This window comes from Acinetobacter sp. BD54 (assembly GCF_044778325.1).
Lineage (GTDB): Bacteria > Pseudomonadota > Gammaproteobacteria > Pseudomonadales > Moraxellaceae > Acinetobacter > Acinetobacter baumannii.
Window position 1 is genome coordinate 1 of the sequence record NZ_JANJEP010000006.1, and the last position, 23729, is coordinate 23729.

The 23729-nt window shown below is 37.7% G+C and carries 20 protein-coding genes and 1 pseudogene; 13 read left to right on the plus strand and 8 right to left on the minus strand.

Annotation, left to right across the window (positions count from 1 at the left end):
* Window positions 1-456 precede the first annotated feature (456 nt).
* Together NQ782_RS11060 and NQ782_RS11065 are read left to right on the plus strand one after the other, a co-directional pair.
* Window positions 457-2622 (plus strand): malate synthase G, encoded by a 2166-nt coding sequence (locus NQ782_RS11060; protein ID WP_000126961.1) that lies wholly within the window; start codon window positions 457-459, stop codon window positions 2620-2622.
* A gap of 101 nt (window positions 2623-2723) precedes the next feature.
* The gene (locus NQ782_RS11065; protein WP_057092788.1) at window positions 2724-3173 is read left to right on the plus strand and encodes a GNAT family N-acetyltransferase; all 450 of its coding nucleotides are present in this window, start codon (window positions 2724-2726) and stop codon (window positions 3171-3173) included.
* Between the two features lie 66 nt (window positions 3174-3239).
* Here NQ782_RS11065 and NQ782_RS11070 read toward each other — a convergent pair whose 3' ends face one another.
* The 6 genes and pseudogenes from NQ782_RS11070 to NQ782_RS11095 all read right to left on the minus strand — a co-directional run.
* On the minus strand, window positions 3240-3653 hold the full coding sequence (locus tag NQ782_RS11070) for a biopolymer transporter ExbD (RefSeq protein WP_000525670.1): 414 nt from the start codon (window positions 3651-3653) through the stop codon (window positions 3240-3242).
* Window positions 3654-3672: 19 nt separating this feature from the next.
* Entirely contained in the window at window positions 3673-4095 is a 423-nt protein-coding gene (locus tag NQ782_RS11075; protein ID WP_032051263.1) for a biopolymer transporter ExbD, read from the minus strand.
* A 15-nt stretch (window positions 4096-4110) separates the two neighbouring features.
* Window positions 4111-4992 (minus strand): MotA/TolQ/ExbB proton channel family protein, encoded by an 882-nt coding sequence (locus NQ782_RS11080; protein WP_002061127.1) that lies wholly within the window; start codon window positions 4990-4992, stop codon window positions 4111-4113.
* Between the two features lie 40 nt (window positions 4993-5032).
* The gene (locus NQ782_RS11085; RefSeq protein WP_057092790.1) at window positions 5033-5749 is read right to left on the minus strand and encodes an energy transducer TonB; all 717 of its coding nucleotides are present in this window, start codon (window positions 5747-5749) and stop codon (window positions 5033-5035) included.
* Between the two features lie 109 nt (window positions 5750-5858).
* Window positions 5859-8573, minus strand: a complete 2715-nt coding sequence (locus NQ782_RS11090; RefSeq protein WP_029424371.1) for a TonB-dependent receptor — start codon at window positions 8571-8573, stop codon at window positions 5859-5861.
* A gap of 520 nt (window positions 8574-9093) precedes the next feature.
* A pseudogene (locus NQ782_RS11095) lies at window positions 9094-9186 on the minus strand (hypothetical protein); the annotation flags it as partial.
* 162 nt (window positions 9187-9348) lie between these two features.
* On the opposite strand from NQ782_RS11095, the gene NQ782_RS11100 reads away from it, so the two are divergent.
* The 7 genes from NQ782_RS11100 (at window position 9349) to NQ782_RS11130 (ending at window position 19623) form a co-directional block, all read left to right on the plus strand.
* A complete protein-coding gene (locus tag NQ782_RS11100) occupies window positions 9349-11139 on the plus strand; it encodes an ABC transporter substrate-binding protein (RefSeq protein ID WP_086230978.1) in 1791 nt (596 codons plus the stop codon).
* A gap of 15 nt (window positions 11140-11154) precedes the next feature.
* A complete protein-coding gene (locus tag NQ782_RS11105; protein WP_086230977.1) occupies window positions 11155-12978 on the plus strand; it encodes an ABC transporter substrate-binding protein in 1824 nt (607 codons plus the stop codon).
* Window positions 12979-15012 (plus strand): M3 family metallopeptidase, encoded by a 2034-nt coding sequence (locus tag NQ782_RS11110; protein ID WP_086230976.1) that lies wholly within the window; start codon window positions 12979-12981, stop codon window positions 15010-15012.
* A 12-nt stretch (window positions 15013-15024) separates the two neighbouring features.
* A complete protein-coding gene (locus tag NQ782_RS11115; protein ID WP_000881926.1) occupies window positions 15025-15963 on the plus strand; it encodes an ABC transporter permease in 939 nt (312 codons plus the stop codon).
* 7 nt (window positions 15964-15970) lie between these two features.
* On the plus strand, window positions 15971-17113 hold the full coding sequence (locus NQ782_RS11120; protein WP_057093695.1) for an ABC transporter permease: 1143 nt from the start codon (window positions 15971-15973) through the stop codon (window positions 17111-17113).
* Between the two features lie 12 nt (window positions 17114-17125).
* Window positions 17126-18856, plus strand: a complete 1731-nt coding sequence (locus NQ782_RS11125; protein ID WP_057093697.1) for an ABC transporter ATP-binding protein — start codon at window positions 17126-17128, stop codon at window positions 18854-18856.
* A 107-nt stretch (window positions 18857-18963) separates the two neighbouring features.
* Window positions 18964-19623, plus strand: coding sequence for an SOS response-associated peptidase family protein (locus NQ782_RS11130; protein WP_000332555.1), 660 nt, complete (start codon window positions 18964-18966; stop codon window positions 19621-19623).
* Window positions 19624-19676: 53 nt separating this feature from the next.
* Here NQ782_RS11130 and NQ782_RS11135 read toward each other — a convergent pair whose 3' ends face one another.
* A complete protein-coding gene (locus tag NQ782_RS11135) occupies window positions 19677-20045 on the minus strand; it encodes a hypothetical protein (RefSeq protein WP_000979740.1) in 369 nt (122 codons plus the stop codon).
* Between the two features lie 309 nt (window positions 20046-20354).
* Between NQ782_RS11135 and NQ782_RS11140 the strand changes: the two genes are divergently transcribed.
* Window positions 20355-21212 (plus strand): 3'(2'),5'-bisphosphate nucleotidase CysQ, encoded by an 858-nt coding sequence (locus NQ782_RS11140; protein WP_000471053.1) that lies wholly within the window; start codon window positions 20355-20357, stop codon window positions 21210-21212.
* Between the two features lie 57 nt (window positions 21213-21269).
* Complete coding sequence (locus NQ782_RS11145; RefSeq protein ID WP_001162376.1) at window positions 21270-22004, plus strand: histidine phosphatase family protein; 735 nt, start codon at window positions 21270-21272, stop codon at window positions 22002-22004.
* A 56-nt stretch (window positions 22005-22060) separates the two neighbouring features.
* On the opposite strand, the gene rpsT is transcribed toward NQ782_RS11145, so the two are convergent.
* Window positions 22061-22327, minus strand: a complete 267-nt coding sequence (gene rpsT / locus NQ782_RS11150) for a 30S ribosomal protein S20 (RefSeq protein WP_000013652.1) — start codon at window positions 22325-22327, stop codon at window positions 22061-22063.
* Window positions 22328-22539: 212 nt separating this feature from the next.
* Between rpsT and NQ782_RS11155 the strand changes: the two genes are divergently transcribed.
* Window positions 22540-23205, plus strand: a complete 666-nt coding sequence (locus NQ782_RS11155) for an NAD(P)H-binding protein (protein ID WP_000156076.1) — start codon at window positions 22540-22542, stop codon at window positions 23203-23205.
* 12 nt (window positions 23206-23217) lie between these two features.
* Window positions 23218-23724 carry a ribonuclease E activity regulator RraA gene (gene rraA / locus NQ782_RS11160; RefSeq protein ID WP_000108825.1) on the plus strand — a complete coding sequence of 169 codons (507 nt, stop codon included), beginning with the start codon at window positions 23218-23220 and terminating at the stop codon, window positions 23722-23724.
* Window positions 23725-23729: the final 5 nt, after the last annotated feature.

Genomic DNA, 23729 nt, shown 5'->3' on the forward strand with positions numbered 1-23729 from the left:
ATGTAGTTTAAAAAATACGTAAAACAAGACAAATGCAGATTTAAAAAATAGTGCAACAAAAGTGTAGTAATCTTATTTAACCTACTGATTTATATAAGTAACAACCGCTCTAAATTGAGCGCTTTTTTTACAACAAAAAAAGATAAATTTAGCGAAATAGTACTTTTTCATTGTGCAAAGTTTGATATAACTAAATACGCTTTAGAAAAAACAAGATAGTGAAATTTTTTGTCTGTTAACAAAAAGTCTAGTTTCAGTATCTTTAAATATTGAATAAATTGTTGGGAATCCTAGTTAGAATTTTAATATTTTCCTATATAGAAAAATTTATCTTTGTCAATAGTTATGCAAGGGAAAATGCTTACTATTTAGGAATGTGATATTAGTATTCAGCTTAATTTAAATCGGTATACTAGGATTCTCTTGGTATAAAAAGTAGCAACTTCAGGAAAGACAATGACTGCACGTATTCAAAAAGGCAAGTTAGCGATTGCTAAAGAACTTTACGATTTTATCGAAAATGAAGCTTTACCAGGTTCTGGTTTAGATAGTGAAACTTACTGGAAGAACTTTGAGCAAGTTGTTGTCGACCTTAGTCCAAAGAATAAAGCATTATTGGCTAAGCGTGATGAATTACAAGCAAAAATTGATGAATGGCACCGCAACAATAAATTTGAATTAGGTGCTTACAAAGCATTTTTAACTGAAATTGGTTATTTATTACCAGAAGTTGAAGACTTCCAAATTACTACTGAAAACGTAGATGAAGAAATTGCATTGTTAGCAGGGCCACAATTAGTAGTGCCTGTACGTAATGCACGTTATTGCTTAAATGCAGCAAATGCGCGTTGGGGTTCTTTATATGATGCACTTTACGGTTTTGATGTAATTTCAGAAGAAGGCGGTGCAGAAAAAGGAAAAGGATATAACCCTGTACGTGGTGCGAAAGTTATTGAGTTTGCTAAAAACTTCTTAAATGAAATTTTCCCGCTTGCGCAAGGATCACATGCTGATGCAACTAAATATGCAATCGAGCAGAATAAACTCGTTGTGACTTTAAAAGATGGTACTAAAACTGGCTTAGCTCATGAAGCTCAATTTGTGGGCTTCAATGGTGAAGAAGCGAACCCTTCAGAAGTTGTTCTTTTGAGTAATGGCCTACATGTCATTATTGAAATTGATGCGAATAGCCCAATTGGCCAAACTGATTTAGCGGGTGTTAAAGATCTAACACTTGAAGCTGCGGTTACAACAATTCAGGATCTTGAAGACTCTGTAGCAGCTGTTGATGCAGAAGAAAAAGTTGAAGGTTATCGTAACTGGTTAGGTTTGATGAAGGGTACTCTTCAAGAATCTATCGAAAAAAATGGTAAAACAATTGTTCGCGCTTTGAATAAAGACCGTGAAATTAAAAATTTGATCGGTGGCACAACAAAACTACATGGTCGTTCACTTATGTTACTTCGTAACGTAGGTCATTTAATGACGAATCCAGCGATTTTAGTTGATGGTGAAGAAATTTTCGAAGGTATTATGGATGCGTTGGTAACGCCATTGTTATCAATTGCTGACATCCGTAGTGAAAACGAAAATAAAAACTCTCGTAAAGGGTCTATGTATATTGTTAAACCAAAAATGCATGGTCCTGAAGAAGTTGCTTTTGCTGTTGAGTTATTTGAGCGTGCTGAGCAAGCCCTAGGATTACCAGCGAAGTCTTTAAAAATCGGTATTATGGATGAAGAACGCCGTACATCTGTAAACCTGAAAAACTGTATTGCTGCTGCTAAAGATCGCACAATCTTTATTAACACTGGGTTCATGGACCGTACTGGTGATGAAATCCATACTTCTATGGAAGCTGCTCCAGTTGTTCGTAAAGAAGCGGTTAAAACACAAAAATGGATTGCTGCATACGAAAACCGTAACGTTGCAATTGGTTTGAAATGTGGTTTACAAGGTAAAGCTCAAATTGGTAAAGGCATGTGGCCAAAACCAGATAGCATGAAAGATATGTTGGCAACTAAAGCTGCTCATCCAAATGCTGGTGCTTCATGTGCTTGGGTTCCATCACCAACAGGTGCTGTACTTCATGCGATGCATTACCATCAAGTAAATGTAAAAGCACGTCAAGATCAGTTAAAAGCTGAAGAAATGTTGTCATTAGATGACTTGTTAACTCCTCCATTTGCAACTGATACAAACTGGTCAGCAGAAGAAATTAATAACGAACTTGAAAATAACTGCCAAGGTATTTTAGGTTACGTTGTTCGTTGGGTTGACTTAGGTGTAGGTTGTTCAAAAGTTCCTGATATTAACAATGTGGGCTTAATGGAAGACCGTGCAACATTACGTATTTCTTCTCAACATGTTGCCAACTGGTTACGTCACGGTATTGTGACTCGTGAACAAGTTGAAGAAGTGCTTAAACGCATGGCAAAAATTGTTGATGAACAAAATGCGAATGATCCATTGTATAAACCAATGGCTGCTAACTTCGAAACTAATATTGCTTTCCAGGCAGCTTCAGACCTTATCTTTAAAGGTTGTGAACAGCCTTCTGGTTATACTGAGCCATTACTACATGCGGCTCGTTTAAAATTAAAAGGTTATACAGGTGACTAATTTTAACCTGTTATAAAAAAGCCTCTTCGGAGGCTTTTTTATTTCCGGTATATTTTGTGCTTATAGATAAGACGTGAATTTATAAATAAAGGATTTCAAGTTTGATTAACTTAAAAACTCTCGATAGTGAGAATTGGCTTCTATGCGCAAAATTATCATTAGATGAATCTCAAAAGGACTACGTCGCACCAAATGTATATTCTATTGCTGAGTCTAAAGTTGAGGAACACTATTGCCCAAGAGTGATCTATTTTAATGATGAGGTGGTTGGGTTCTTAATGTATTGTGTGGAAATTGATCCCCCTGATGAGACATTATTTTGGTTGTTTCGATTTATGATTGGCAAAGATCATCAAGCTAAAGGTTATGGTACCTTAGCGTTGCAAATGGCAATTGATGAAATGGCTGCAAAAGGGGCTAAACGAATCCGAACGATGTATAAATCTTCTAATAACATTGCTGGAAAACTTTATAAAAAAATGAATTTTATAGAAACTGGGGAATATGATGAATGTGGTGATATTATTTTAGAGTTGGGTATTTCTTTTTAAAAAACGCTAACTGAGGATTCAAGTTAGCGTTGAAGGAAATGGAATTAACTAAAGTTAAAAGCGATATTAATTGCTACTCACAATCCCAATTTTAGTTACACCTAAACGCTGAGCCGTAGCCATGACCATCGCTACATTTTTATATTCGGCCATTTGGTCTGGTTTAAGTTTGATTTGGTCTTGATCTTTTTTGGCGACAACACCTTGAAATAAAGTCTCTAGTGCCTTGCGGTCAGAAACCTGTTGGTTATTCCAAAATACTTTGCCTGCTGCATCAATTCTTACATCAATGACTTCAGGTGGCTTTTCATTTGTTGGTGGCGGTGTGCCATTTGGCAAATTAATATTAATCGCATTGTTTGGTGCAGGTATAGTAATAATAAACATAATAATGAGTACTAGCATGACATCAATAAGCGGTGTCATGTTCACCTCTAGCATTACATCGTCATCATTATTTGAGCCAACATTCATACCCATAAAATTCTCCTTAAAATCATTACGGGGAAGCTGGAGGGGTAGTAACAAAAGCAATTTTGCCAATACCAGCTTGTTTGGTCGTACTAATGACCTGATCTATCGCTTCAAAATGGGTAAGCTGATCTCCTCGAATATGTACCTCCGGCTGCGGTCTTTTTTGTGCCACAGCTTGTAATTTTGCTAACAATATTTCTTTATTCGGTACATAATTCTCGTTCCAGAAAATATCGCCTTTCTTATTAACTGAAAGTTGGATGTTTTCAGGCGTGGTCGCGTACGGAGTATTTTTTTCTTCTGGTAGTTTCACTGGAACTGTATGTGTAACTACCGGAATAGTAATAAGAAAAATAATAAGTAAAACCAACATGACATCTACGAGAGGTGTCGTGTTAATCGTTCCAATCATTTCGTCATCATCTTCAGAACCAACACTCATACCCATAATGTCTGCTCCTGATTATTTAATGCTGCGATTAATTGAATTGTTGGTATTAATTTCTCCGCTTAATAAAACTGCATGTAAATCGGAACCAAATGAACGAACATTTTCCATCACTGCTTTATTACGACGAGTCAACCAGTTGTAACCCAGTACAGCAGGTACTGCGACCGCAAGACCAATAGCTGTCATAATGAGAGCTTCACCAACTGGGCCTGCAACTTTATCAATAGATGCCTGACCTGAAATCCCGATTGCAGTTAAAGCGTGATAGATTCCCCATACTGTTCCGAAAAGACCTACGAAAGGTGCTGTAGAGCCAACTGTTGCTAAAAAAGCGAGACCGCCGCCTAAATGGTTTTGTACTTTTTCAATCGCACGTTGTATTGAAATGCTCACCCAAGTATTAAAGTCAATGCGTTCAAGTAGAGAGCCGCCGTGTGATTTAGTCGAGTTAATGCCTTTTTCTGCAATAAAACGGTACGCGCTACTTTGTTCTAAACCTTCTGCAGCATTATCAAGCGAAGTTGCCTCCCAGAAATGTTTTTCAGCTTCTTTACCTTGGCGTTTGACTTTACCTTGTTGTAATAATTTAGAGATGATGATGTACCAAGTACCAATCGACATGAGTACTAAAATAAATAAGGTAGACTTAGCGACTAAGTCACCTTCACGCCAAAGGGCTTCTAGACCATATGGATTTTTAACAGTTTCACTTGTTGCAGGCTTTGGTGGTGGAGTTGGAGTACTTGTATTTGAAGTAGCTTCAGTAGTTGCTGTTGCTACAGGAGCATTGCTCGTTTCTTCTGCGAAAACTGAGCTTAATGGAAGTAACGAGCAAGCTGCGATTAAACTTGCAGAAGCGAAATGTACTAGTGGTTGAGTTGATTTTTTCATCATATATCTCCAATATTTTTTAATTTCTTGCTAATTCAATTGTTTATTCAATTACGAATGGATATTCAATTTCATACCAGTCTTGCTGAGGCACGCCATCTTTCATTGCTGGTTTGAACGTACATAAGCTGTAGGCTTTAGTTGCTGCTTTATCTAAAATTTTGCTGCCACTCGATTTTTTTACTTTGGCATCAATGACTTTGCCGGATGTATCAACCAAAACACGTATACGCACCGTTCCTTGCTCTTCGTTCATGAGTGCTTCGCGTGGATATTCTGGTTTTTCACAGCCCGCAGAGCCTTCTGAAACACCACGAGTTACACCAGCGGGTTTAGGTGCTGGTGCAGCAGCCGCGACTGGAGTGGGTGCAGCAACAGGGCTCGGAGAAGGAGTGCTAGGTGCAGCAGGAGCCGGAGTAGCGACTTTAGTCGGTTGAGCTACTGGCGTCGTTTTTTGTACTGGTGTTGCTACTTTCTCTACTTCTTTTGGTGGCTCAGGAACCTTGGCAACTTTTTCTACCATTTTTGGTGGCTCAGGTGGTTTTTCCTTTGGTTTCGGCTCTTCCGGCTTTGGTGGAGGAGGCGGCTTAATATCCTGAATAATTTGTAATTCCACAGGTTTTTCTGCTGGTTTTTGAATATTGTTTGCTAAACCTGACATCAGAATATAGGCAACAAGAAGATGCAGAAAAATGACTGCAGCAATACCAATTAGGCGTTTGGCAGGTTTATTTTCTATGTCTGTAAAAGTCATGCCCATAGTTACTCCTGAAACTGTAGACAAACAATTTTTAAAATGACTGTTTGGCTAAGAATGAGTATTTGTTCTGCAAACTAACTGTTGTGAGCTACATTTGCAGAACTACCATTTAGAACTTATATGTACCTCGTACAAAGTAAGTACGTCCTAAAGGATCTGCGTAACGTGGGTCATATCCCATTTGGAAGTTGTCACCAACATTTGAAGCAGGAGGATCTTCATCAAAGATATTCTTAATACCTGCTGTAACTTCTAGATTTTTAAAGCCTTTGTATGTGCCTGAAATATTATAAATTGTATAGTCGCTTACTTTATGATCACGATAACCTTCCGCAACAGAAGAACTTGAATTTTGGTCATCGTAACCACGAGTGAATTGTTGTTGGAAATTTACACCCCAGTTTTGGTAATTCCAATATAAATTAGCAGTATGTTTCCAACGAATAATTGGAGCATCTCCAACATATGCTCCTAAACTACTAATCCATTCTCCATCTTTTTCATTTTGATATTTATATTTAATGACATAAGTTCCATCAATTCCAAAACCAAATCGACCTGTTGCTGTCATTGGCGTTATATAGTTTAAACTTACATCAACTCCTGAAGTTTTTAAGTCACCCATATTGTCTTGAGTTGTAATGATATGATTAAGTGTTCCATCTGGATTACGTACGAACTTATCAGCATATTTTGTTGGATTGTTAAAAATATCACCTTCAGGTAACGCTGCTATTTGGTTTTCAACTTCAATATTAAAGTAGTCTAGAGTTAGAACTAAATTCTTAATTGGTTCTAGAACCAAACCAGCTGTAAACGATTTTGATTCCTCAGGATCAAGATCTTTATTTCCTCCATTTTTGCGGTCAAATTGGGTTTCGCAATCACGGCTGGCAACACCACCAGATGGAAGAGTATCTCCTGGATTTTTAGGAGGGCCATTCGGACAAAGTACAGGATCATTATAGTAAGCTGAAGTATTTGTTATGGAGTTAGGAGCATTTACTTCCCATAAAGTTGGTGCTCTAAATCCTGTGCTATAAGAGGTACGAAACATTAATTGTTTAATTGGTTCCCAGCGAAGTGCGAATTTAGGATTAAACGTATCTCCGAAATCACTATAATCATCGTAACGGGCTGCAAGTTGAGCTTCTAATGTTTTATGTAATGGAATATGCAGTTCAGTAAAGACTGCTTTAATATCTCTTTTTCCTTTATTGGTAGGTTCATCAGGATCAACCCCTGTACTTGGTGCTTGACTAGCCACTTCAGACACCACGTTTGAGGTCCATTCATCATGGCGATAGCTAGCTCCTATTGCAAAACCAACGTCACCTGCTGGTAATGTAAATATAGGTCGACTAGCAGTGAAATCAACAGTAGTTGAATCAACATCTGCTTTTAAATAAGTACCAGTTACGCCCAGTGTATCCCATAAACCCGCATCTTCTGGTGCTTGTGGACCAAAAGGGTTTAAAATCCCATTATTTAAAGCTTCTTGAGTTTTTTTGTAGTTAAGATATCCACTGTTTAGCCGGTCTTCTGCTTCGCTATGAGCATAAGTAATACCGGTATTGATATCCCAACCATAAGCTTCGCCTTCTAAACCACCGAATATTCGATGTGACTCATTAATACTAGAACTAACACGATTACCAGCTTGAGAACGAATATAAAGTTCAAGTGGGCCACTAACTTTATTCATAGCAGGTGTAATTCCATTACCTGGATAATATTTACTATCTGGATTCAATGTTAAATCGAAGAAAACGTCTGGAGCGACAGAAGTAGTAATTTCATTACGTGCGTAAACATATTCTGCTACAGCATTTAAATTGTCATTTAGCTTAAAAGTAGCACGCCCCAATGCTGAGATATCTTCAGTTTTTGGAACAATTCCAATCACTGCTTGACTGTTATAACGGCAGAATCCACCTTGAGCGTACACAAGCGGGTTATTCCCGCATCCAGTTGCTGCATATGGGTTTCCTTCGGTTCCAGTTTTTGTGTCATAAAAGTTAGCAGGAAAACTACCACTGCTACCTTTTGTAATACCTAACTCTGGTAATAATCCTCCGCGTTTACTAACTTTACGATCTTTAGCCATAACATCGTTGCCATGTCGATAATCAACGACACCAAAGATATTGAAGCCATTTTCATCAAGATCACCATAACCACCAAATACACTTACATCTTGTGTATCCCCCCCATTTTGCTCTGGTTGTGTCAAACCGCCACTGATGTTTAAACCAGTAAATTGTTTTTTAGTAATGAAGTTGATTACACCACCAATCGCATCTGTACCATAAATTGCTGATGCTCCATCTCGTAAGACCTCAATGCGATCTAACATGGCGAGTGGAATAATATTTAAATTAGTGACACCACTATCATAAGCATTAGCAGCTAAACGACGACCATTAAGTAAGATTAAGGTTTTATTGGCACCAATTCCTCGGAGATCTGCTGCTGAACCTACAGTTCCGCTAGCGCCTACATTTTGCGCAGTAACAAAACTTGATTGATTTGCACTGATTTTTGCTAAGGCTTCTTCGGTTGTTGTCACCCCTTGTTTTAAAATTTCATCAACTTTCACCACAGTAATGGGAGAAGCACTTTGTGCCGCAACCCCTTTAATTGAAGAACCTGTAACGGCAACTTTTACGACTTTTGTTGGTTTTTCATCAGTACTTGATTGTTCGGTTTCTGCTGCTTGTGCCATGGTAAGACACATCATGCTTAAACTAAGGGTGCTTAATTTAAGAATTGTTTTGCCAATCTTGGGGGTTGCCTGAGATCGAACATTGTATTTTTTTTTCATCGTGGACTTGATCCCTTTTTGTTGTCGTTAGCGATATTGCTGGAAAGTTTTTAAGCAAAGCAAGTGCCAACTATATATTTTTCTTTTTTTAGTTTATGCAAAATATTGATAAATATTGATTTTATTATGCTTGAGTATGATGCTTTAGCTTTTTTGATATAAAAATAAATTTTCCATTTGGAAAATTTTTTGATGTTGGCGAAAAGTTTCAAATTTATTTGTATAAAAAATATACATTACTGGACTCTTCACATGCTTATTAAATAAAAATGTATCGTTTTAGAGCCTTTTAATATGTAATGTTATAATATTTATCCCTACATGGTTAAATTATATTTTTATTATTAATCAATATATTGTTTTAAAAATATCTGTAATTTAGGCTTGATCTAATGTGGATCATAATTAATTTTTAATGTATTTTATTTGTGCATTTAAGGTATTAGATGATTAACTTATATGAATATAATATTTGGCAAAAAGTTACTTTTATTTATATAGTTCAAAAGTTTTTAAGTATCTAATAAAAATATGAATTTTTAATGTTTTTAAATATTTTAATATGGATATTAATAAATGGCATGAAATTCGCTTTATATTCAATGGTTACAAAACACTAGGTATTTGAGTTTATTTTTCCATTTGATCAAATCGAAAGAGCATAAAGGAAAGCAAATTTCAAATCCTAAATAGGCCTATCTGTTGAAAAAGAACTTTTCTTATGCAGATTTAGATGTTACTCAAAAGGATAATATCTTTTAAAAAAACTAATTACGTGGGTATGAACTTGAAATTAAAATTTTTTAAGCTCGCCATTTTAAGTCTGGCTATTACATCAGTTCCTTGTGCTTACGCAATTACGCCAGCGCAACCAAACAAAATTTTGCATGTTGCCTATGAGGCCCCAGATGATGGCTTCGATATGGTCAAAACCACCAATTTCTATAGTGCTAATATTGCTGAGGCAATTTTTGAGCCTTTACTCAAATATGACTATCTAGCGCGTCCACTACAGTTAGTTCCCAATACTGTAGAAAGCCTGCCCAAAGTGGAACAAGACGGTAAAGTTTATATATTTAAGATTAAGCCGGGTATCTATTTTACCAATGATCCAGCTTTTAAAGGTAAACGCCGTGAGTTGGTGGCTGAAGACTACGTCTATACAATTAAACGTATTTTAGACCCTAAAAATAGAGCGCCTTCTGTTTCTTTTATTGATGGTAAGTTACAAGGTGCCGATGCGGTTGTAGCTCAAGCAAAGAAAACTGGAAAATTTGATTATGCTACCCCAATTGCTGGAGTTAAAGCTCTTGATCGATATACTCTACAATTTACTTTGACTCGCCAAGACTATAATTTTCCTTATATTCTTGCCTATATTGCATTTGGTGGTGTTGCTAAAGAGGTTGTTGATTATTACGGTGATCGTATTGGCATGCATCCAGTAGGTACTGGTCCTTATATGTTAAGTAAATATGTACCGAGAAGTAAGGTCGAGTTAGTTGCTAATCCTGATTATCGTGGTTTTGTCTGGAATTTTAAGTCAACAGGAACACCTTGGGATAACCAACTTGTTAAGGAAATGTCTGGAAAGAAAATGCCACAAGTTGGCAAGGTGGTGGTCAGTATTATTGAAGAAGAGCAGTCACGATGGTTAGCTTTTCAGTCTGGACAACTAGACTTTGATAAACTCACAGCGAATGCTGTTCCTCAAGCTTTAGATGGAAATCAGCTTAAAGCTTCTTTTAAGAAGAGAGGAATTAAGCACTATCCAAATAAGGATCCTGAGATTACCTATACTATGATGAATATGCGTGATCCGGTGATCGGTGGTTTTAGCCCAGAAAAAATAGCGCTTCGTAGAGCAATTACTCTGTCATACAATCAAAAAGAAAGCATACAACAAGCTTATAAAAGTCAGGCTGTTAGATCACAAATGTTTATACCTGAAGGTGTAAACGGATATAACCCGAAGTATAAAAGTAGCGTAGGATATAATCCGCTGTTAGCAAATAAACTACTTGATCATTATGGTTATAAAAAAGGGGCTGATGGCTACCGGACCTTACCAAATGGCAAACCTTTAATTTTAAAAATCAATACAGAAAATAGCTCAGCATCGGTTATTCATTCAGAACTCTGGAAAAAAAATCTAGATGCGATTGGCATTCGAGCTGACTTTAAGGTAAGTAACTTTGCAGATAACTTAAAAGCCGCTACTCAATGTAAATATATGATCTGGAGCGGTGCATGGATTGCTGACTATCCTGAAGGAGATAATTTTGCACAATTATTATATGGACCAAATGCTGGGCAGGGAAACCATGCTTGTTATCAGTCTAAAACATATGATGCTCTTTATACTCAGGCCATTCATTTACCACCTCAACAACGTCTACCATATTACGAAAAACTTAACCGTCAGATAGAAGCTGATAACCCTTGGATTATTCATGTAACACGAATTCGTAATTGGTTGATACAGCCTCAAGTTCAGGGGTTTAAAGCTCACCCAATGATGAATACCAACTGGCAATATCTTGATATTACCCCTATTAAAAAATAATTTTAGATAAAGATCATCATGACCGAAAATTTAAAACAAAAGCTTAAGCACTGTAGTGTCGGCCTATTCTTTGCCGGAATGGCTTTAACGGGTTCTATATCTATTTTTGCGAAAAGCCCAGCCGATCCAAATAAAGTTTTGCGTTATGTATTCCCAACAGCTGAAACAGGCTTCGACCCAGCTTATGTACATGACTTATATTCAGCGCATGTACTCACATCTATATTTGAAACTTTATATACCTATGACTATTTGGCAAGACCAGCAAAATTAATCCCACACGTGGCTACGGCTATGCCAGAAGTGAGTGCAGATGGTCTGACTTATACCATTCATATTAAGAAGGGTATTTACTTTACAGCCGACCCAGCGTTTAAAGGTAAACCTAGAGAGTTAACAGCTTACGATTATGCATATTCTTTTAAGCGGTTATTAGACCCAAATTTACGCTCACCCAATAGTTGGTTATTGGAAGATAAAATTGAAGGTATGAATGCTTTAGTCAAAGCAGCCAATAAATCCGGAAAATTTAATTACGATCAAAATGTAAGTGGTTTACAAACACCTGATAAGTACACTTTGGTGATTCGGTTAGTAAAACCAGACTATAACTTCCCTTTATTACTGGCTCATGATCCGACAGGTGCGGTGGCACGCGAAGTCATCGAGAAATATAAAGATAAAGCTGGTTTTGTTATGGGGCATCCGGTAGGAACCGGACCTTATATGCTCAGTAAGTGGATACCTGCCTCACGTATTGTTTTAAAAGCAAATCCTGAATATCGAGGTTTTACCTGGAACTTTAATGCCAGTAGCCCCGGGGATGAAGCAATTGTAAAGCGCCTTAAAGGTAAACAAATGCCTCAAATCGGCACAATTGATATTCAAGTCATGGAAGAAAACCAGTCACGATGGTTAGCATTCCAGCGTGGTGAGGTAGATATCATTCAGCTTGAAGGGCAATTAGTTTCAAAAGCGATTAAAGACGGTAAATTAAGACCCGAGCTTGCAAAAGAAGGCGTGCAATTATCTCGTATTGTTGATCCAGAAATTAGTTATATCTATTGGAATCTCAAAGATCCCGTTGTTGGAGGAATGAGTAAAGAAAAAATTGCCTTACGCCGTGCTATTGCGATGTCCCGTTCAATAGATCAAGAGATTAAATTGGTAAGGAATAGTGATGCAGAACGTCTTCATTTCCCAGTTCCACCTGGTGTAGAGGGATATGACCCACAGTATAGAAGCAGTACACCATATTCAGTAAAAGCAGCCAATCTGCTGTTGGATCGATATCACTACAAAAAAGATGCTTCTGGTTGGCGTACACAACCAAACGGCAAGCCGCTCGTGGTCGAATATAAAGCGCGCAATGACAGTATTGGCCAACAAAGTGCTGAACTTTGGAAGAAAAACTTCGATAGCCTACATATTCGCATGGTGTATAAGCCAATGCTTTTTTCAGACTTACTTCGATCACAAAAACAATGTGAGGGAATGTTTGGTTCTTCTGCATGGATCGCTGATTATCCAGATGGGGATAATTTTATGCAGAATTTTTATGGCCCAAATACTCATATGACTAACTGGTCTTGTGGTTCGATACCAGAGTTCGATGAGTTGTACCGCCAGTCTCAACAAGTGAAGCCAGGCCCAGAAAGAGATGCGTTATATCGAAAAATGACGCGTTTGTTAGAGGTTTATATGCCTGTGCAAATGTCTTATGCACGCTATCGCAATATGTTGGCCCAACCACGAATTATTGGATATAAGAAGCATCCGATTTTACATGCTGAATGGATGTACTTCGATATTGATACAAATACGAAATCTAATTATTAAATGAAAAAAATTGGAGATACGATGAAAAATAATACACTGAAAATGACTACATTATGTATGTTGACCATAGGTATAAGTCAATTTGCATCGGCTGAAGCGACGCGTGCGACATTACCATTACTCAAAGCAGAGCAACTCCCAGCATGGTGTGATTCTAATTTAAAAAAAATTCAGCAAGAGATTTCTAGTTTTGAAAAAACGCCTGTTAAAAACGATGCTGCCGCTGCTCCGATATTAGCCAAGTGGGATAAAATTTTTGCTCATCTTGAAGATTTTTCGGGACCCATAGGTCTATATAGTAATGTAGACCCAGATGCGAAATTACGTAAGGCAGCAGAAGACTGCGAAATCAAAATTAATCAATTTCATACTGATATCTTCCAAAACTCCAAACTGTATAACGTAATTAAAAATACAAAAGCGACTGATCCGATTGACCAGAAATACCGTCAAGATATTCTGGATCAATTTGAAGACACAGGGGTTCAGTTAGAACCAGCAAAACGCGCAAGAATGAAGGCTATTCTGGATGAGTTGACTAAACTTGAACAAGAATATAACCGTAATATTCGTGATAACCCGGAAAAACTTGAATTTACTCCTGAAGAGATGAAAGGCTTACCGGAAAGTTATATTTCGGGGTTAAAGAAAAATACGAAAGGAAATTATCTATTAGGTTTTGAGTATCCGGAGTATCGCCCTTTCATGGAGCTAGCGGATAATGATGATGCCAGAAAAAAATACCAGATTGCCTTTACACGACGTGGGACTGAACAAAATTTAAAACTACTCAAACAGGCAATAGATTTACGTTATGAACTTGCACAGTTATTTGGAAAAGCAAGTTATGCAGATTGGGCTTTAAAAGACCGAATGGCAAAAACACCAGAAGCTGTAAACAAGTTTTTGGCAGAAGTACAAAAAACTGTAGCACCACTTGAACGTAAAGAAGTAGAAGAGCTTCGTGCCTTTAAAGCACAAACTTTAAAAACACCACTAGATAAAACCGAGATAACGCGCTGGAGTGAAGCTTACTGGAGTGAAAAACTTCGTAAGAGTAAATATCAAATTGATCAGGAAAAGCTTCGTGATTATTTTCCAACTTTAGCTGCTCAAAAATGGTTATTTGCCATTTCATCTGATCTTTACGGTATTGATTTTAAACCTGTCAAAGTTAAAGCATGGCAGGATGAAGTTGAATATTACGATGTAGTTGATAAAAAGACAGGAAAACTCCTTGGTGGCTTATATATGGATAAATTCCCTCGTGAAGGGAAATATGGCCATGCAGCAGTTTGGGGAGTATATGGTGGCAGCACTTTAACCAACCGATTACCGATTTCAGTATTGGTGACCAACTTTAACCGTAAAGGTTTAAATAGTGATGAGCTTGAGACTTTTGTACATGAGTTCGGTCATGCTTTACATGGCATCTTATCAAATACCCGCTATACCAGTCAGTCCGGAACTTCTGTAGAGCGTGATTTTGTAGAAGCACCTTCTCAAATGTATGAAGAGTGGGCACGCCGTAAAGAAACCTTATCTAAAGTGGCCGATTATTGTGATCCAGCTTGTCCACGTGTTGACGATGAATTAATTGCCCGTTTAAAAGCAGTACATAATTATGGCCGTGGCTTGCGTTATGCCCGTCAGACGCTTTATGCACAATATGACATGGCACTTCATACGGCAGATGCCTTAAAAGTAAAACCTTTAGAAACTTGGCAAAAAATGGAAGCTGCTACAGCCTTAGGATATGTGCCAACAACTGAATTCCCCGGGCAATTCGGGCATTTAATGGGTGGTTATCAGGCAGGTTATTACGGTTATATGTGGTCTGAGGTTTTAGCGCTAGACATGCTTTCTGCTTATGGTGACAACCTGAACAACCCACAAGTGGGACAACGTTATCGTCAGACGATTTTATCGCAGGGTAGCCAAAAACCAGCAGCTGAATTGGTTAAAGATTTCCTTGGTCGTGATCCTGACAATAAAGCATTCTTTAACGAAATTACCGGACAACGGGTTAAATAAGGAATTATCACTATGCTGGCATATGTTATTCGGCGTTTATGGCAGATGATTCCGACCATGTTGGGAGTAGTGCTGCTTATTTTTATCTTATTTAATTGGGTCGGTGGAGATCCTGCCTATATTCTGGCAGGTAAGATGTCTAACCCTGAGCAGATTGAAAATATCCGTAAACAGTTAGGTGTTGATCAACCTTATTATGTTCAACTTTGGATTTTTATTAAGCAAATTCTTACTTTTGACTATGGCGCAAGTTGGAGCACAGGTGAATCCGTTTCACAAATTATCTTAACCCGTTTAGGACCGTCGCTCACACTTTTAATTCCACTCACCATTTTACAAACAGTTATTTCAATTATTTTAGCATTGGCTGTAGCGGCGGTACGTGGCTCTCTAACTGATCGTATGGTCATGATGTTATGTACCATCGGTATGTCGATTAGTATTTTGGTTTACATTATTGTTTTTCAATATGTTTTGGCTTATCAACTGAGCTGGTTCCCAGTACAGGGATGGAGCGATAGTTTTACCGAAAATTTATTTAAGTTTTCCTTACTACCAATTCTAATCATGCTTGTGGTGAGTATTGCACCTACTTTACGTTTATATCGTAGCTTTGTGCTTGATGAAGTAAATCAGGATTATGTGAGAACCGCACGTGCTAAAGGTGTAGGGGAAAGCCGAATTTTAAGTGTGCATGTTCTACGTAATGCCTCAATTCCGATTATTACTGATGTGATGTCAAATTTACCGGCATTATTGATAGGTGCATTTTTAATTGAACGCTTTTTTGGTATTCCCGGTATTGGTCGTGAAGTGATTATTGCTGTAGAGCGTAGTGATTTTCCTGTCATCAAAGCCATTACTGTATATATTGCAGCTGCAACCATGATTTTTAATTTGATTGCGGACTTGGTCTACAAAGTGGTTGATCCACGTGTACAGTTGAAGTAGGTGGGTTATGCTGAGTGTTTTATCAAAAAGAAAGTTAGAAACCCAGACCGCTCCTGCTTCAGCGGGGCTATGGCGACTTGCCATGCGTCGTCTCTGGGCCGATAAAATTGCAATGGCATCGCTCATTGTTGTGTTGTTCTATTTGATCGTATTAATACTATCACTAACGGGTGTGATTGCATCTGATTGGAATAAAGAAGTTGCTGTCAGTTATGCGCCTCCTACATTTATAGGTGCAGATAAGACAACGGAAGCTTTGAAAAGTACAGCCGCTGTAGATGAGGAATTACCGGAAAATCCAGTCGATCCCTTAAAAGATGTAATTCACCAACTTAAGGCTGAAATCAAACAAGAAAAGAGCTCTGGAAGTGCAATTGATTATTATGGTGTAGTTGATCCATTAGTTGATGATATGAAAGCAATTGATCAGCAACTCGGTGGACATTTACTTGATCAGCAAAGTGAACTAAAAAGTACCCTAATTTTTGGTGCTGACAAATGGGGACAAGATGTCCTTAAAAAAACCATTAAAGGCGCTGAAACTTCAATTATTGTAGGGCTTGTTTCTGCCTTATTGGCAGTCACATTAGGAACGCTTTTAGGGGCAGTTTCAGGTTATTTTGGTGGTTGGGTCGATGATATTCTCAACTGGTTTTATAATATTTTTACTTCCATTCCATATTTATTATTAGTTCTTGCGATTGCTGCTGTACTACAACAAAAGGGCATTTTATCTATTGTTCTGATTTTAGGCTTAACGGGCTGGACAGGTGTCTATCGGTTAATTCGTGCTGAATATATGAAACATACCGCACGCGAATATGTACTTGCAGCTAAAGCCATTGGTGTCGGTCATTTTCGCCGTATGTTTATTCATATTTTTCCTAACGTCAGCCATATTGCATTGGTCCAAATGTCTATTTTGGTGGTTTCTTTTATTAAATCGGAAGTGATTTTGAGTTTCTTAGGGTTCGGTGTGCCAGTAGGTGTAGTGTCTTGGGGCAGTATGTTAAATGAAGCGCAAAGTGAACTTCTTTTAGGTAAGTGGTGGCAGCTTGTCGCAGCCTCTGTCGCAATGGCTGTTTTGGTTACGGCATTTTCAATGTTTACTGATGCGCTACGCGATGCATTAGACCCGAAACTAAAATAAGAGGAAATCCAAATGTCAGAACAAGAAAAAAAGACCCCATTACTTCATATTGAAAACTTACGTGTAAGCTTTAAAGGTGAAGATAAACAATATATCGAAACTGTGAAAGGAATTTCCTTTGATATTCCGACCAACACGACTGTAGCTTTGGTTGGTGAATCAGGTAGTGGTAAGTCTGTCACTTCTTTGGCAACTATGGGTTTATTACCCGTAGGTCAAAGTAAGATTGATGAAAAAAGTAAGATTATTTTTGAAGGTAAAGACTTGCTTGACTTATCGCGCACAGAGATGCGAAAAATCTGTGGCAAAGATATTGCCATGATTTTTCAGGAACCGATGTCATCATTAAATCCGGTTTTTACGGTTGGCAATCAAATTGCAGAAGTGTTGTGTTTACATATGGGTATGAGCCGAAAACAGGCACGACAACGTGTTTTAGAGTTGCTTAAAGAGGTCGGTATACCGTCACCAGAAGCGAAAATTGATGCTTATCCTAACCAGCTTTCGGGTGGTCAGCAGCAACGTGTCATGATTGCAATGGCAATTGCTTGTGAACCTAAGCTACTGATTGCCGATGAACCGACTACGGCACTTGATGTCACCATTCAAAAGCAAATTATTGATTTACTTGAATCATTGCGACAGCGCCGTCAAATGTCGATGCTTTTTATTACTCACGATTTGGCTTTGGTTGGTGAAATTGCAGATCAAGTGATTGTGATGCGACATGGTGAAATTAGAGAGCAAGGTACCGCAGAACAAGTTTTGGAACAGCCTAAAGATGTATATACCCGAGCCTTACTTTACTGTCGTCCTCAAATGTCACAAAGACCTTATCGTTTGCCTGTAACCAGTGATTTTATGCGACAAGAAAACAATATATTGGTTGAGCAAAGCTTTGATGTTTCAGAAATTCCTGAGCGTAAACGTGGTTTAAATGGCGATGAGCACATTATTTTAGAAGTAAAAGATCTGAAAAAAAGTTTTTATAGTCGTAAAGGATTGTTTGGCAAAGAAGAATTTCAGGCAGTAAAAGGTGTTTCTTTTAAACTGGCTAAAGGAAAAACGCTTGGTTTGGTAGGAGAATCGGGCTCCGGTAAAACGACTGTCGGGTTATTGCTCATGCGCTTACATCAAGCCTCTGGGGGGCAGGCTTTAATTGAAGGTAAAGATATTCTTTCTTTAACTGAAAAAGAGTTTGCCAAATATCAAAGGAAGATCCAAATCATCTTTCAAAATCCATATGCTTCACTAAATCCACGCTTTACGATTGGGCAGATCTTATTGGAACCTATGCAAATTCATGGAATTGGTAAAGATGATGCAGAACGTAAGCAAATTGCGCTTGGTTTACTTGAGAGAGTGAATCTGCCTGAACAAGCTTATTATCGATACCCACATGAGTTCTCGGGCGGTCAACGCCAACGTATTGCGATTGCGCGCTGCTTAACGCTAAAGCCTGAAATTCTAATTTGTGATGAATCTGTTTCGGCGTTAGATGTTTCAGTTCAGGCACAAGTACTTAATTTATTACAAGACTTACAAGATGAGTTTGGGCTTAGTTATATTTTTATTTCACATGATTTGTCGGTTGTGAAATATATCTCTGATCAGGTTATGGTCATGAATCATGGGGAAGTTATTGAAATTGCCAACTCGGATGAGCTCTATGCACATCCGCAACATGACTACACCAAACGACTATTGCAGGCCATTCCACAAGGAATTCAGCACGTTTCTTAAGCGTAAAGTTATGTCGTTAAAGGCACTTTCGAGTGCCTTTTTATTTGGTTTATAGAATAAATACTTATAAAATAAGAGATGTAAAAGTAGAGTATTTTATTCCTGCTATGTGTGCCAACTTTAAGCCTTTAACTCTCGCCCAATTGCAGCAACTTCAGTTGCCTGTGGTCGGCTTTAGCTATGCTGATGAGGTTTATCCGGGTGGGACAATGCCATTATTATTCAAATCACCGCAAGGTTTTGAGTGGCGTGAAGTCATGTTCGGTTTGGTTCCTAAATGGGCAGAAGATACGAACATAGCAAAACATACTTATAACGCCCGTCATGAAACGATTTTCCAAAAACCGAGTTTTCAAGAAGCTGCTCTTAAATGTAAGTTCGGTGTAATACCCGTCACGGAGTTTTATGAGAGTAAATATATAAATGATAAACCTGAGCGGTGGGGCGTACGCCGTAAAGATGGGCAGGCTTTTTTTATCGCAGCAATCTATGAAATTTGCAAAATGAATGAAACGATTGTCCGTTCTGCGAGTATGTTAACCATGGATGCGATTGATCATCCCATGATGAAAGACTTCCATGAACCGGGTGATGTTAAAAGATCAGTCATTGTGATTCCACATGACCGCTTAGATGAATGGTTAAGTTTAGAAACACCAGATATTTCAAGCTTTATTGAAGGCTTTCCTGTTGAGGAATTTGAATGTTTACATGTTCCTAAAGAGAAGATTATAAAACCTACACCTCAATTAAGTATGTTTGAATAACTGCATTGGAGTTAGGTTATTGGCTTAATTTTTAAGTCAATAACCTTTGATATTTAATCAATATTCTTACTTAAAGTTTGTACCTGCTCATCTTGCGCCAGATAAGCCAATTCAATCGGTGAGATTACAAAAGTTGAGTTATCTGAGGTTTGTTTAAAAACAAATCCATATTCAAAAGATTGCGTATTTTTACTTGGTAACCAAAATAAATAAGGACAGCCTGTATAGCTACCATCCCAACCCATTTCTTTAGCTAAGGCCAAAGCTGTATCAGATTTAGCAATAATTTCTTTAAGCGATTCTTTATCTCTTTGGGAGACATCACCATCATCATCTGCAAATGTTTGTAAAAACTCATTTAATGGAGTTAAGTCTTCCCAGTTATTTTCAATTGTTGAGAAGTGATATCCATATAGCATCATATTTAGTCTTCCATTTTGTTATTGTGCTATTGAACATAACAAGAAATGCGTGAAAAAGAAATGGTTGAATTTACTTTAAGTTGTTTATTTTTCATAAGTTATAGCATATTTTCTATACAAAAATTAACTGAGCTTTCTCTTGAGTAATAAGCGTCTAATCAAGTTAAAATATAAAGATTCAGCTGTTGAAGGAATAATAGTGTTCTTAATAAAAAGTTAAGTCTTTTTGTAAGGATACTAGACTGTTGGTGAATATTGAATTTGTCATAATTCACTTATAATGAAAAGGAAAGTAAATAGAGCTTATTTATGTTTATAACAACAACTCGCCCCAATGATGCTTTAATTGAACAGTTACTACCAATCTTGGAAGAAGCTAGCCAAATCTTATTACAAGAATATCAAAATTATTCGGCTGGATATGAATTTACGATTGAAGAAAAACATGACGACTCACCTGTAACGCAAGCAGATTTAAAGGTAAATCGTTTTTTATTAAAGCATCTTGCAGAAATTACACCTGAGTTACCGGTTTTATCGGAAGAAAGTGACTATAGCGCTCGCCATGCTTGGTCTTCTTGCTGGATGCTAGATCCACTTGATGGTACGAAAGAGTTTATACATGAGCGAGATGAGTTCACGATAAACTTGAGTTTGATTGAAGGGCGTGAAACGATTTTTTCGGTGATTGTTGTGCCATGTGAGCAAGTTGTTTATTTAGGTTATTTAAAAGATTTACCTTTTAAATATAGCTTTAGCCAACAACAATGGTATCAATATCAAAAAACACCTTATTCAACACAAGCACCTGTACAAATCGGTTTAAGTCATAGTAGTAAAAATCCAAAATATCAGAAATTCATTGAACCTATTGAAAAGATTCGTACCGTAATTCGACGTGAAGCAGGTAGCGCTTATAAGTTTTGTATGATGTTAGAAGGCGAGATCGATATTTATCCTAGATTTCATCCGACATCAGAATGGGATACCAGCTCAGGTCAAGGATTATTAGAAAGTATAGGTGGAGGTTTACTCACTCTAACAGGTAAACCCTTTGAATATAACCAGCGTGATACCGTATTAAATGGGGGCTTTATCGCATTTCGTGATCAGGAAAGCAAAAAAATAGCATTTGAAGCTTTAGCTCAATCAGGTGTTTTGGATTGAGAGTTATTGTAGACATGCTATAGTGGCAAAATATTGAGAAAAGATGACAAGATAAAAATGGCACTCGATTTATTGCCTAAAAGCATGTTTGAAGCAATTGATTTATTGCCTGATGCTTCGACCCCTGTAACCCTTTTTACACGTCACTCCTTAAGAGAGTTGGTAGATGGGCAAGGCTTGGCAGGATATGACCTTCAGCTTACACCGCAAGGACGTGAGCTTGCTCAGGAATGGGGTAGCTATTTAATTAAAAACACGGATCGTGTAATTCAACATTGCATTTCTAGCCCAATTCAACGTTGTGTAGACACTGCTGCACTTATGATTGAAGGAGCAGATGGAGTGAGTCCTGAGCCGAATACACATACAATTGAAATAGTTGAACAAGGTTTGTTGGTTGAACCTGGAAGCTTTGTACTGGATATTCAACAGGCGGCGCCTTATTTCCGTAAACAAGGGGCACTTGGTTTTATTAATAGTTTTGTGAACAATGCCTTGCCGGGTATGAAACATCCAATTACTGGCGTATTAGATGTATTAGAGCTGATTTATCAAACTCATCCTAAAACAAAAAGTGGTCTAAGTTTAGCTGTAAGTCACGACACAATTATTGCAGCGATTGTTGCAGTAATTTCAGGCAATAACCAAATACAAAAAGCAGATTGGCCTGCCATGATGGAAGGGCTGTTTGTATGGTTTGAAGGTGATGAATTTCCAAATTGTAAATTAAAGTGGATTTGGAGAGGCAAAACTTACGAGTTAGATGTTTCTGAGTTTCATAAAGTACAGTAAACACAAAAACATAGACAATAAAAAAAGCCCTGTTGGGCTTTTTTTACATGCTTCAATTAGTTAGCTAAAGCTTTAACTTGAGCATTTAAACGGCTCTTATGACGAGCAGCTTTATTTTTGTGGATGATGCCTTTATCAGCCATGCGGTCGATTACAGGAACAGCTTTTTTGTAAGCTTCTGTAGCAACAGCATAATCACCACCAGCGATTGCACTTAAAGTACGTTTGATGTAAGTACGAACCATAGAACGCAAGCTTGCGTTGTGTTTACGCGCTTTAACGTTTTGGCGCGCACGTTTTTTAGCTTGAGCAGAGTTTGCCACTCTTGCACTCCTTGAAAATAAGTTGGTCTGGGCGGGCTGTGGTCAATCCAGTAAACTGGTGTAACCATCACCAGCCCGTAAACAAGTGCCATATTGTGATGAATCAATACCGTGAAGTCAAGCCTTGAGAGCATTTTAAGCGGTTTTAGGGGCTGCTAAAACCGTAAGAAAAGGTTAAATTTGATACAAACTTAAAGAGGGTTGGATAAAAAATGACTATAAGTACGAAAAAAGCAATTGTAGTAGGTGCTACAGGACTCGTTGGTTTAGCGCTTGTTGAACAACTTGAGCAAACACCAGAATTTGAGGCCATTACCGTTGTAGTAAGAAAAGAATCACAACTACTTAATACATATAAGAAAGTTACTCAGCTCGTTATAGACGATTTTTTATTGCTCAATGATGAAGATGTGAATGGTCATACTCATGCATTTAGTTGCTTAGGTACAACTTTAAAAATAGCGGGCTCAAAACAAGGCTTTTATGCAGTTGATTATGAGATAAATGCTCACTTTGCAGACTTAATCCAAGATAAACATATTCATTTTTTAATTGTTAGTGCACTTGGGGCAAATGCTAATTCGCCAATTTTCTACAATAAAGTAAAAGGCGAATTAGAAGATTATATTCAAAGTTTAGGAATCGAAAAATTATCTATTTTTAGACCTTCTCTACTGATTGGTAAGCGTAGCGATGTGCGTTTTATTGAAGATTTAGGACAAAGTCTATTTAAACTTATTGAAAATAAATGGACTAAGCCTTTCAAATATAAACCAGTTACAGCAGAGCAATTGGCTCATACCATGGTCGTAGCGGCACTAACGCAAATTGAAGCTTTTAAACGATATGATAATCTCAGCATACAACAAACTCGATAAGGGAGAATAAAAGTGTCGACAGTACCATTTGTGACATGTGATTTATTAGATGACAATCCGGAAAAAGATTTGCAAGTAGTCACGCCCTCAATGGACGGTAAGTTCTTTAAAAGCTATGGTGCACGTCAAACTTTTGGCGGACAAGTTGTGACTGTAAAGTGTTTCGAAGATAACTCGCGTGTAAAAGAGTTGCTGGCTACAGATGGTACAGGGAAGGTATTGGTTGTGGATGGTGGTGCTTCAATGCGCTGTGCACTTATGGGAGATATGATTGCTGAATCGGCAGTTAAAAATAACTGGAATGGTGTGGTTATTTATGGCTGTGTACGTGATGTTGATGCACTTGCAAGCTTAGATTTAGGTGTACATGCATTGGCTGCAATTCCGCAAAAAAGTAACCGTAAGGGCATTGGTGAAGTAGATATTCCTTTGTATTTTGGTGGAGTCACAATTCAATCTGGTGATTTTATCTATGCAGATAATAATGGAATTGTGATTGCTAAAGAAAAACTAGTCTAGCTCCA